An 11,668-nucleotide genomic window follows, 5' to 3' on the forward strand; every position below is an offset into this window, starting at 1 on the left:
AACTCAGATGCAGAGGATGTCCGCCGCCATCGCCATCGCGATCCTCGCGGCCGTCACCGCCGCGCCGGCGGCGGCGCAGGCCACCGGCAGCATCACCGGGGTGATCACCGACCAGTCCGGCGCGGTGATGCCCGGCGTCAGCGTCGACGCGAGGAACACCGCCACCGGCGTCGTCCGCACCACGACCAGCGGCGCCGATGGGTTCTACTCGCTGCCGCTGCTCCAGCCTGGGCGATACCAGGTGAAGGCGACGTTGAGCGGATTCAAGCCGGTGATCCGCGAGGCCATCGACGTATCGGTCGGCGATACCAGCCGCGCCGACTTCCGGCTCACCGTCGGCGGGCTGGAAGAGAACGTGACGGTGACGATCGAGACGCCGCTGGTCGAGACGTCGCACGCCACGCTCGGCATCACGATCGATCAGCAGAAGGTGACCGAGCTGCCGCTGAACGGCCGCAACTTCACCCAGCTCGGCACGTTGATCCCGGGGGTGGTGGCGCCGCCAGGCGGGCTCGGCGGCAGCGCCGGGGATGCGACGCCGGGCGGCTTCGGTGCGGCGACCAGCGGCTTCAACGTCAACGGCATGCGCAATCAGTCGAACAACTTCCTGCTCGACGGCGCCAGCAACAACGACAGCTTCAACACCGGATTCGTGATGCGGCCGCCGCCCGACGCCATCCAGGAGTTCAAGATCCAGACGCATTCCTACAACGCCGAGTTCGGGCGCAACTCCGGCTCCGTCGTCAACGTCGTCACCCGCGGCGGCACCAACGAGCTGCACGGCGCGGCCTGGGAGTTCAACCGCGACGACGCGCTGCAGGCGAGAAACTTCTTTGCTCCGGTCGACCAGGCGAAGCCGAAGCTGAAACAGAATCAGTTCGGCGGCGCGGTCGGCGGACCGCTGGTTCGCAGCCGGTTGTTCGGTTTCGGCTATTACGAGGGATATCGCAACCGCCGCGGCAACACCACGAACGTCGTCGTCCTCAGCGACGCGCAGCGTCACGGCGATTTCTCCGGCGGCGCCGCCATCCGCGATCCGCAGACCGGGCAGCCGTTCACGGGCAACGTCATCCCCTCGGACCGGATCAGTCCGGTGGCGCGAGGCCTGATCGAGCAGTTCGTGCCCCGCGCCAACACGCTGCCCAACCGCTACGTCGCGTCACCCGAGACGGTGGACGACCGGGACTCGATCGGCACACGTGTCGACTTTCAACTGAGCGCGAAGCATGCCTTCCTCGGCCGCTACCTGCGGACCACGACGGCGGCGGAAACGCCGCCGGTGACCAATGCGATCGGAAACACCTCGCAGGCCACGCTGAACGACTACATGGGATCGCACACCTTCATCGTGACGCCGCGGGCGATCAACGTCGCGCGCATCTCGTACAACCGCATCAACGCGCGGCCGGCGATCACCAGCGGCCTGAAGAACGAGGACTTCGGCATCAACGTGCCGAACACCAATCCGCTCGCGCAGGGGCTGGCGGCGATCTCGATCGCCGGCTTCTTCAGTCTCGGCGACGCCAACCAGCCGTTCGTGAAGCGCGTCAACGAGGTGTTCCAGATCACCGACGACTTCACGTGGGCGCGCGGCAGCCACGCCCTGAAGTTCGGCGCCGACGTGCGCAACGAGCACATGGTGATCGCGTTCATCAACCGGCCGAACGGCGACTTCGCGTTCGCGAACACGTTCACCGGCAACGCCGCCGCGGACTTCCTGCTGGGTCTGCCCTCGCAGTTCCGGCGGACCACGACCAACCAGGCGCAGGACGGGACCGGCTGGCTCTACTCGGCGTACGCGCAGGACGAGTGGCGCGCGGGGCCGCGCCTCACCGTCACGGCCGGTGTGCGCTACGAACTGGCGCAGCCGTTCGTCGACAAGAACGACGCGCTGAACGCCTTCCATCCGGGCGTGCAGTCGCAGCGGTTCCCGGACGCGCCGGTCGGGCTCGTCTATCCGGGCGATCCGGGGGTGCCGCGCGGCACGTACGCGACCGACGCCAACAACGTCGCGCCGCGGCTGGGCATCGTGTGGGATCCCGCGGGAGACGGACGGACGACAGTCCGCGGCGCGTGGGGCATCTTCTACGACGCGCTCGCCGGACAGGGAGACTTCTTCCAGAACGGCGTCCTCGCGCCGCCGTTCACGCCGCTCGTCGAACTGCAGGCGCCGCCGGCGTCGCTGACGCTCGCGAATCCGCTGGCGGCCATCGCCGGCGGCCCGTCGCGCTTCCCGGCGAATCTCACGATCATCGGCTGGGGCGAGGACTTCGTCACGCCGTACGCGCATCATTTCAACGCGACCGTGCAGCGGCAGGTCGGCCGAAGCCTCGGTCTCGAAGCCGGCTACGTCGGCTCGCGGGGACGCCACCTGCCGATCTTCATGGAAGTGAATCCCGGCGTGTACGTGCCGGGACAGACGTCGCGCGGAGCGCGCATCTTCCCGGCGTTCGCGCTGGTGCGTCCGACCTTCTCGGTCGCGCAGTCGCGCTATGACTCACTGCAGATGAGCGCCCGTCTTCGCTCCACCCGCGGCATCAACTTCCTCGCGTCCTATACCCTCGCGCACGCCAGGGATCACGTCTCCGGCCTGAACATCGGCGGCGAGACGCGGCCGGTCCTCCCGGTCACCGTCGGCGACGACGCATCGATCGAGCGGGCGCTGGCGCTCGAGTGGGCCGACGCACTCTTCGACGTGCGTCAACGCTTCGTCGTCAGCTTCGGCGCCGAGCTGCCGACGCCGCGGAACTTCGGTGCGGCCCTCGAGCACCTCGCCGGCGGCTGGCAGCTGAACGGCATCGTCCAGACGCAGAGCGGATTCCCGCTGTCGGTCACCGACCCGGCGAACAACGGCCTCGACATCCGCTTCCTGACCAACCGTCCGGATGCGACGTGCGATCCGAACGAGAACGCGCCGCGCACGACGGATCAATGGTTCAGGACCTCGTGCATCGCCGCGCGCCCGCTGGCGGCGACCGGCGAACGCCCGGGGAACGCCGGACGCAACTCGATTCGCGGACCCGGCTTCGCCTCCACCGACCTGTCGCTGTTCAAGAACGTGGGGTTCGGCGGCGCACGGCGCGTGCAGTTCCGCATCGAGGCCTTCAACGTGTTCAACCAGGTGCGCTTCGGCAATCCGGGAACCGCGGTCGGCACGGCGAATTTCGGCCGGATCACGACGGCCCAGGACGGCCGCGTCATTCAGTTGGGCATCAAGTATCTTTTCTAGAGCGGGAGACCGCCTCCATGCGCCACCGACACGCCGCCATCTGCACCGCCGCCGCCATCGCCGCAACGGCCACGCTCGCCGGCCAGCCGCAGTCGCCGGCCGGCGCGGCGCCCGACCCGAAGGCGGCGGCGTTCGCCAGACCTGCCGCAGACAACATGACGCTGACCGCGGTCGAGGGGATCAAGGTCGGCCACACGACGTTGAGCGAGCGGCCGACCGGATGCACCGCCATCCTCTTCAAGGAAGGGACGACGGGCGGCGTGGACGTGCGCGGCGGCGCGCCGGGCACGCGGGAGACCGACCTGCTCGATCCGGTCAACAACGTGCAGATCGTGAACGCCATCTCGCTGAGCGGCGGCAGCGCCTTCGGGCTCGACGCCGCGTCGGGCGTCATGAAGTGGCTGGACGAACGCAACATCGGCTACCCCGTCGGCGCCAGCGGCGTCGTCCCGATAGTGCCCGCGGCCATCCTGTTCGATCTCGGGTTCGGCGGCAAGCCCAGGGTGCGGCCGGACGCCGACTGCGGATACAAGGCCGCGGCCGCGGCGTCCGAGGCGCCGGTGCAGGAGGGGAACGTCGGCGCCGGGGCCGGGGCGACCGTCGGCAAGTCCGGCGGGCGGGCGAGCGGCGGCGGCCCCATGAAGGCCGGCATCGGGTCGGCCGCCATCAAGCTCGCGAACGGCCTCGTCGTCGCCGCGATCGTCGCGGTGAACGCCGTGGGCGACATCATCGATCCGTTGACGGGCCAGGTCGTCGCGGGTGCCCGCGGCGCGGACGGCAAGCTGCTCGACGCACGCCGGTTGCTGCGCGGCGGCGGCAGCCGCGACGGGCGGGCCGGGGAAAACACCACGATCGGCGTGGTCGCGACCAACGCGAAGCTGACGAAGGTCCAGGCGCAGAAGGTGGCGCAGATGGCGCACGACGGCTTCGCGAGGGCGATCTCGCCGGTTCACACGCCGGGTGACGGCGACACGATCTTCTCCGCCGGAACGGGCACCTGGGACGGCCAGGTGAACTACGGACAGATCGGATCGCTCGCGGCGGAGGTGATGGCGGACGCGATCGTGCGAGCCGCCACCGAAGCGACATCCTCGAACGGCCTGCCGTCGGCGCGGGATCTCGGGACCGTGCCGGCGCGGTTCAGGAAGTAGGCATGAGCCTCGAGCCACCACCAGTGAGCGTGAATCGCCGTAAATTCCTGCGGCTGGCCGCCGCGATTCCGGCAGCGGCATGGGCGCGGCGCGCGGACGCCGGCTCCCAGGCGCCCGCCATCGTCACCGCTCCGAACGCGAAGCCCTCGATGCCGTTCGGCGTCACCGCGGGGGACGTCGGCGGCGGACGCGCGATCGTCTGGAGCCGGTGCGATCGCGCCGCCCGGATGTTCGTCGAGTTCTCGACGACCGAACGGTTCGGCGATCCTCGCCGGGTGCGTGGTCCGGCGGCGACCGACGCCACCGACTTCACCTCGCGCACCGTGCTGACGGATCTGCCGCAGGGCCAGCGCATCTTCTACCGCGTGATTTACCAGGACCTCTCCGACCTGCGGACCTGGAGCGAGCCGATCACCGGCACCTTCACCACGCCGTCGGCGACGCCGCGAGACGTGACGCTGGCGTGGTCCGCCGATACCGTCGGACAAGGCTGGGGGATCAATCCGGAATGGGGCGGCCTGAGACTCTACGAGACGATGAGGCGGGCGCAGCCGGACGTCTTCGTCAACGTCGGCGACACCATCTACGCCGATCAGCCGCTCGTCGCCGAAGTGAAGCTGGACGACGGGCGCGTGTGGAAGAACGTGGTGACGGAAGCGAAGTCCAAGGTCGCGGAGTCCCTTGGCGAGTTCCGCGGCTGCTATCAGTACAACCTCGGCGACGAACACATGCGGCGCTTCATCGCCGAGGTGCCGCAGATCGTGATGTGGGACGACCACGAGGTGCGCGACAACTGGTACTGGGAGCGGCGCAACGACGCGGATGCGCGCTACAAGGAGAAGTCCGTCGCCGTCCTCGCGGCGCGCGCACGGCAGGCGTTTTTCGAGTACAACCCGCTGCCGCTGGCCGGCGACGACCCCGAGCGCGTGTACCGCTCGATCCCCATGGGTCCGCTGCTCGAGGTGTTCGCCCTCGACATGCGCACGTTCAAGGGAGCCAACGGCGCGAACCGCCAGGCCGCGATGGACGATGCGTCGGCGGTGCTCGGCCGCGCGCAGCTGCAGTGGCTGAAAGCCGGACTGCAGCGGTCGAGGGCGGTGTGGAAAGTCGTGGCCGCCGATCTTCCGCTGGGACTGATCGTCGGGGACGGCGCCGGCCGCTACGAAGCGGTGGCCAACGACGAGGCGGGCATGCCGCTCGGCCGCGAACTGGAGATCGCCGACCTGCTCGCCTTCCTCCGCCGCGCGCGCGTCCGCAACGTCGTCTGGATCACCGCGGACGTGCACTACTGCGCCGCGCACGAGTATCATCCCGCGCGCGCCAGGTTCACCACCTTCGATCCGTTCTGGGAGTTCGTCGCCGGCCCGCTGCACGCGGGGACGTTCGGGCCGGGCCGCCTGGATGCGACGTTCGGCCCGCAAGCGAAGTTCGTGGGGATTCCGCCCGGGATGAAGGGCAACCGGCCGCCGTCCGACGGGCACCAGTTCTTCGGCACGCTGCGCGCGAACGCGAAGACGCGGACGCTGACGGCGCGGCTGCACAATCTCGCCGGCCAGGTCATCTACACCAACGAGCTCGCCCCGGCGTAGCATGGCCGCCATGTTCAAGCCCGCCGCCGCGGTGCTGCTCGCCGGCGTACTCGCGCACGCGCAGCCGCCTGCCCCGACGATCTCGAAGTTCGACAAGGGGGCCAGCCTGACGATGCTGCGCCAGATCAAGGCGGATCTTCGCGACAACTATTTCGACAAGACGTATCGCGGGATGGACCTCGACGGCGTCTTCGGCGAGGCGGAGCGGCGGCTGAAAGCGTCCTCCTCCTCGATCGAGACGACGACGATCCTCGCCGACGTGCTGCTGCGGCTGAACGACTCGCACACGATGTTCATTCCGCCCGATCGCGTCACGCGCGTCGACTACGGCTGGGCGGCGACCATCGTCGGCGACGAGCCGTTCGTGCTGTTCGTCAAGGAGGGCTCCGACGCGCGGAAGAAGGGGATGGCGCAAGGCGACCGCATCCTGTTCTGGAACCGGAACGAGCCGAACCGCAGGAACCTGTGGCAGCTGAACTACTACTACACCTACATCCGTCCGCAGGTGATGCAGCGCGTCATCGTGCGCAAGCCCGGCGGCGCGGAGCAGGTGCTGGACATCGCCTCGAAGACGGAGGCGCGCCCCAACCAGCTGTCCGACTTTCTCGAGGAAATCCTGACCAGTACGGAGATCAAGATCGATCGCGAGCAGAAGCACGGCGACACGCTGATCTGGAAATACACGGCGTTCGGCGACAGGAAGGCGGTCGAGCGCGCCATGAAGATCGCGCGCGGCGCCAAGTCGCTGATCATCGACCTGCGCGGAAACGGCGGCGGCCTGGTCGACACGTTGAACGCGCTCGTCTCGCACCTGTTCGATCGCGAGGTCCATGTCGTCACCGAGACCGGCCGCAAGGGCGAGAAGGTGGAACGCGCGAAGGGACGCAGGGACGCGTTCAGGGGGCCGCTGATCGTGCTGGTGGACAGCCGTTCCGCTTCCGCCGCCGAGATCCTCGCACGCCTCGTGCAGGTCGAGAAGCGCGGCAGCGTCATCGGCGACCGCACGGCGGGGGCGGTCATGACGTCGCGCGTGTTTCCGCATGCGCTCGGCATCGAATCGATCGCGCTGTACGCGACCTCGATTACCGTCGGCGACGTACGAATGTCGAACGGAGAGAGCCTGGAGCACAAGGGGGTGACGCCGGACGAGATCCTGCTGCCCACCGGCGCCGACATGGCTGCCGGGCGCGATCCGGTGCTCGCGCGGGCCCTGACCCTGCTCGGCGGCGCCATCACCGCCGAACAGGCGGGCTCGCTCTACAGGAAGTAGCTACGCGGCGCGCCAGCGGCGCACGCCGGCGACCAGCGCCGCTCCCGCGGCGACATACGGCAGCGCCCGGGCGACATCCGACAGCGCCGCCTGCGTATACACGCTCGACCGCATCACGTGGCCGCGGTGCGGGCCGTGCGCCCGTCCGTCGCGCTGCGGCCGATCCAGGTTCCCCTCGCGCGGCTGCGTGCGATCGTAGGTCTTCTGCTGGTTGTACATGATGCGCTCCATGTACACGTCCGTCAGGCGCGGCGCGAGGCTGCCCAGCGCGACCTGCATCCGGCCGGCGCCGCCGACGATGATGTCGCGGACCGGCCGTTCGGCGCAGCGCAGGATCGCCTCGGCCACGACCTCGGGCGCGTAGACGGGCGGCGGCAGCGAGGGGACGCCGTCGTCCAGGTAGCTGCGCGCGTGCTCCGGGTACGGCGTGTTGATGGCCGACGGCTTCACCAGCGTCACCGCGATCGGAATACGGTCGTGTTCGAGTTCCATCCGCAGCGCGTCCGTATACCCCTTCACCGCGTGCTTGGACGCCGAGTAGATGCCCTGGAGCGGTATGGCGACGTCCGAGACCTCGCTGCCGATGTTGATGAGCACGCCGCCGCGATGCTTCATGAGCCGGATGGCGGTGCGGCACCCGTGCACCACGCCCCAGAAGTTGATGTCGAAGAGCTTGCGCTTGTCGGCGAGCGGCACTTCCGTCAGCTTGCCGTAGATCGAGAGGCCGGCGTTGTTGACCCAGGTGTCGACGGTGCCGAACTCGAGCAGCGCCGCTTCGCCGAGCCGCGCGACGGCGGTGTCGTCCGCCACATCGGCGGCGACGGCGATCGCGCGTCCGCCGTTGGCGCAGATCTCTTCCGCGGCGGCCTTCAAGTCCGCTTCGTTCCGCGCCGCCATGACCACGCGCGCGCCGCGGCCGGCGGCGAGCCGCGCGGTCGCGAGCCCGATGCCGCTCGACGCGCCGGTGATCACGATGACCTGATCCTTTACTGCCTTGAATCGTCTTTTCTTCATGCGTCGAACCGGAAGCAACGTCCGTACCTCGGCTGGTAGTACAATCGCGCGCTCCCATGCCCGCGACTCAGGTCGTCACGCTCGACGAGATCCGCGCCGCGCGCGAGCGCATCCGCCGCATCGCCGTGGTCACGCCGCTGCTCGACGTCTCGCGGCTCGCCGGCCGTCCGCTCTGGCTCAAGTGCGAGAGCCTGCAGCCCGGCGGCGCGTTCAAGATCCGCGGCGCCTACAACATGGTCGCGCAGCTCACGGACGAGCAGCGGCGCCGCGGCGTCATCACCTATTCGTCCGGCAACCACGGCCAGGCGGTCGCGCTCGCGGCGCGCGACATGCACACGCCCGCCGTCGTGGTCATGCCGACGACGGCACCGCAGATCAAGGTGGACGGCGCCCGCGCCTTCGGCGCCGAAGTGGTGTTCGAGGGGACGACGTCGCTGCACCGCCGCGCGCGCGCGGAAGCGCTGGCCAGCGAACGCGGCCTGACGATGGTGCCGCCGTTCGATCATGAATGGATCATCGCCGGGCAGGGCACGCTGGGGCTGGAGATTCTCGAGCAGCTTCCCGGCGTCGGCACCGTGCTGGCGCCGATCGGCGGCGGCGGGCTGGTCTCCGGTGTCTCGGCGGCGATCAAGCAGTCGCATCCCGGCGTGCAGGTCATCGGCGTCGAGCCGTCCGGCGCAGCCGGGATGAAGCGATCGATCGAAGCCGGGGAAGTGCGCACGCTCGAGGGCTCGTCCAGCATCGCCGACGGCCTGATGGCGGCGCGCCCCGGCGACTTGAACTTTGCCCACGTGCGCACCTTCGTCGATCGCATCGACACCGTGGACGACAGCGAGATCGCGGCGGCGGTGCGCTGGCTGTTCACCCGCGCGAAGATCGTCGCCGAGCCGAGCGGCGCGGCTACGGTCGCGGCGGCGCTGAAGGACTCGGCCGCCTATCCCGGACCCGTGGTCGCCATCGTGAGCGGAGGCAATCTCGATCCCGGCGATCTCGCCAGGTATTTGTGACGATCACCCGATCACCCGATCACCCGATCACCCGATCACCCGATCACCCGATCACCCATGAAGCTTCCCGTGTTCGAAATGGAGCGGATGCAGTCCACGTGGGAGAACCTCGTGGACTACGACATGAGCGAGAGCGGCGTGCGGCCGCTGACGCTGCGCGAGCTGACGGCGATGGGCTTCGATCTCGAAGCGTTCCTCGACCAGCCGCTCGGCTACAGCCAGTCGAACGGCACGATCGAGCTGCGCGAGCGCATCGCGGCGCTCTATCCGGGCGCCACCGTCGATCAGGTGGAAGTCACCAACGGCACGTCCGAAGCGAACTACCTGATCGCGCTCAGCCAGCTTCGGGCCGGCGACGCCGTCGCCATGCAGGTGCCGAACTACATGCAGATGTGGGGCGTCGCGCGGAGTCTCGGCGCCGAGGTGAAGCCGTTCCGGCTGCGACCCGACGCCGGGTGGGAGCCGGACTGGGACGAGTTCGAGCGCGCGGTGACGGCTGGGACGCGGCTGCTCTATCTGTCGAACCCGAACAATCCCACCGGCTCGGTGCTCTCGCCGGCGGCGATGCGGCGGATGGTCGATCGCTGCGAGCAGACGGGCACCTGGCTGCTTGCCGACGAGGTGTATCTCGGCGCGGAGGTGGACGGTCCGCGCACGCCGAGCTTCTGGGGGATGAGCGAACGGGTGATCGTGACGAGCGGGCTGTCGAAGGCGTACGGCATTCCCGGCGTGCGCATCGGCTGGATCGCCGGGCCGCGCGATCTCGTCGCCGACTGCTGGAGCCAGCACGACTACCTCACCATCGGTCCGAACAAGCTGTCCGATCGTCTCGCCCGGATCGCGGTGGAGGCGTCCAACCGCGAGCGCTGCTACGCCAGGACGGGCGCGATCCTGCGCCACAACCTGCCGATCGCGCGCGAGTGGGCGCGCGGCTTCGGCGGGCGTCTGACGTGGACCGAGCCGGTGGCCGGGGCGATCGCGCTGATGAAGTACGGGTCGGACACGCCGAGCCTGTCGCTTGCCGAACGGATCCGCGTCCGGCAGAACACGCTGGTCGTGCCCGGGACGCACGTCGGGATCGAAGGGCATCTGCGCATCTGGCTGGGCGGCGCCGAGCCGTACCTGCGCGAAGGCCTGCGCCGCATCGGCCTCGAGCTCTGAAAGGGGACTGTCCCCGTTTTCCCAGCACTTTTTCCGTCAGATATGCTGGTTTTTCGGCCGGGAAAACGGGGACAGTCCCCTTTCAGCTCGGGATCAGCGGGCACGCGCGGGCGATGATGCGGACCAGTTCGGCCTGGCGGGTGGTCCCGGTCTTGGCGAACACCGAACGCAGCTGCGTGCGGGCGGTCTCGCGCCCAATCCCCAGCGCGTCGGCCACGTCCATCAGCGGCGCGCCGGTCGCGATCCCCGCCGCCAGGCGCGCTTCCGCCGGCGTGAGACGGAACAGCCGCACCAGCGGGTTGACCTCGCTGACGCCGCGGTCGTCGGGGTCGGACATGAACACCGCCACCGCCGCCTCCAGCCCGTGCAGCGAGGTGTGCCGCCGGCCGAGCGGGGTGACGAGCACGGCGTAGGGACGCGCCATCGACGGCCGCGACACGGCCAGCGCCCCGCCGGCATGCAACCTCGCGCCGGCCGTGGTCTGCGCCGCCTGGGCAATCAGCCCGCGAAGCGCGTCGCGCTCCTGCTGGACGGACGCGACCAGACAGCCGTGCTCGATCGACAGGCCGTCGCGCTGCCGCAGCAGCCGCTCCGCGGCACGATTCAGGAAGATCGTCCGGCCGCTGCCGTCGAGCAGCGCCACCCCCGACGCCAGACAGTCGAGCGCGTCGACGGCGGCGCCGTCGAGGACGCTCACCGGCAACAACCGGCGGTGGATCTGCACCGCGCGCGTCAGGTGCGGCATCACCGCACACAGCAGCCGCCGGTCCTCGACGCCGTGCTCCCCGCCCCCATCGTCTCGGATCAGCGAAATCACCGAGGCGAACGGACCGTCGCGCGAGATGATGCCGGTCAGCACGCGGGTGAGGCCGTTCGGACGGGCGAAGTCGTTGTAATACTCGGTGGCGTAGAGCTCGGAGCGCGCGATCAGCTCGTCGCCGTCCACCACCGCGCCCGACTTCACCAGCGTCGCGGCGCGCGGACTGTTCCCCCACGGATCCAGCTTGTGGAAGTACTGCTGGTAGGCCCGCGCGGCGTCCGGCGACACCCGGACCGCGACGTCGACGCCGCCTTCGCGCGCATCCATGTTGCGGTACAGGATGCTGGCCGCCGACCCCGTAGCGTCGGCAATCCGATCGAGCGCCTCCGCCCACAGAGCCGGCGCCTCGGCGGCGGCGTAGATGCGATCGACGAGGTCGAGGACGGCTTCATACGAAGACACGTGCGCCCTCCGGATCCGCTGATGC

General features: G+C 69.5%; 8 protein-coding genes. 6 read left to right on the top strand and 2 right to left on the bottom strand.

The features are described from left to right. Window positions 1-7: 7 nt before the first annotated feature. The 4 genes from VFK57_16085 to VFK57_16100 are packed head-to-tail and all read left to right on the top strand — an operon-like array spanning window position 8 to window position 7,239. On the top strand, window positions 8-3,229 hold the full coding sequence (locus VFK57_16085; protein HET7697233.1) for a TonB-dependent receptor: 3,222 nt from the start codon (window positions 8-10) through the stop codon (window positions 3,227-3,229). 17 nt (window positions 3,230-3,246) lie between these two features. Then, window positions 3,247-4,380, top strand: a complete 1,134-nt coding sequence (locus VFK57_16090) for a P1 family peptidase (protein HET7697234.1) — start codon at window positions 3,247-3,249, stop codon at window positions 4,378-4,380. A gap of 29 nt (window positions 4,381-4,409) precedes the next feature. Further along, on the top strand, window positions 4,410-5,969 hold the full coding sequence (locus tag VFK57_16095; GenBank protein ID HET7697235.1) for an alkaline phosphatase D family protein: 1,560 nt from the start codon (window positions 4,410-4,412) through the stop codon (window positions 5,967-5,969). Window positions 5,970-5,979: 10 nt separating this feature from the next. Further along, window positions 5,980-7,239: a S41 family peptidase gene (locus VFK57_16100; GenBank protein ID HET7697236.1), complete on the top strand. Its 1,260-nt coding sequence runs from the start codon at window positions 5,980-5,982 to the stop codon at window positions 7,237-7,239. On the opposite strand, the gene VFK57_16105 is transcribed toward VFK57_16100, so the two are convergent. After that, complete coding sequence (locus VFK57_16105) at window positions 7,240-8,253, bottom strand: SDR family oxidoreductase (GenBank protein HET7697237.1); 1,014 nt, start codon at window positions 8,251-8,253, stop codon at window positions 7,240-7,242. Window positions 8,254-8,309: 56 nt separating this feature from the next. Here VFK57_16105 and VFK57_16110 point away from each other — a divergent pair, with 56 nt between their 5' ends. Beyond that, the gene (locus VFK57_16110) at window positions 8,310-9,260 is read left to right on the top strand and encodes a threonine/serine dehydratase (protein HET7697238.1); all 951 of its coding nucleotides are present in this window, start codon (window positions 8,310-8,312) and stop codon (window positions 9,258-9,260) included. Window positions 9,261-9,317: 57 nt separating this feature from the next. Next, window positions 9,318-10,421 carry an aminotransferase class I/II-fold pyridoxal phosphate-dependent enzyme gene (locus VFK57_16115; protein ID HET7697239.1) on the top strand — a complete coding sequence of 368 codons (1,104 nt, stop codon included), beginning with the start codon at window positions 9,318-9,320 and terminating at the stop codon, window positions 10,419-10,421. 82 nt (window positions 10,422-10,503) lie between these two features. Here VFK57_16115 and VFK57_16120 read toward each other — a convergent pair whose 3' ends face one another. Beyond that, the gene (locus tag VFK57_16120) at window positions 10,504-11,643 is read right to left on the bottom strand and encodes a helix-turn-helix transcriptional regulator (GenBank protein HET7697240.1); all 1,140 of its coding nucleotides are present in this window, start codon (window positions 11,641-11,643) and stop codon (window positions 10,504-10,506) included. Window positions 11,644-11,668: the final 25 nt, after the last annotated feature.

This window comes from Vicinamibacterales bacterium (genome assembly GCA_035699745.1).
Lineage (GTDB): Bacteria > Acidobacteriota > Vicinamibacteria > Vicinamibacterales > 2-12-FULL-66-21 > JAICSD01.

Bases quoted from the DNA above. Each gene is read 5' to 3' on its own strand.
- VFK57_16085 (HET7697233.1), top strand. From the start codon at position 8: ATGCAGAGGATGTCCGCCGCCATCGCCATCGCGATCCTCGCGGCCGTC.
- VFK57_16090 (HET7697234.1), top strand. From the start codon at position 3,247: ATGCGCCACCGACACGCCGCCATCTGCACCGCCGCCGCCATCGCCGCA.
- VFK57_16100 (HET7697236.1), top strand. From the start codon at position 5,980: ATGTTCAAGCCCGCCGCCGCGGTGCTGCTCGCCGGCGTACTCGCGCAC.
- VFK57_16105 (HET7697237.1), bottom strand. From the start codon at position 8,253: ATGAAGAAAAGACGATTCAAGGCAGTAAAGGATCAGGTCATCGTGATC.
- VFK57_16110 (HET7697238.1), top strand. From the start codon at position 8,310: ATGCCCGCGACTCAGGTCGTCACGCTCGACGAGATCCGCGCCGCGCGC.
- VFK57_16115 (HET7697239.1), top strand. From the start codon at position 9,318: ATGAAGCTTCCCGTGTTCGAAATGGAGCGGATGCAGTCCACGTGGGAG.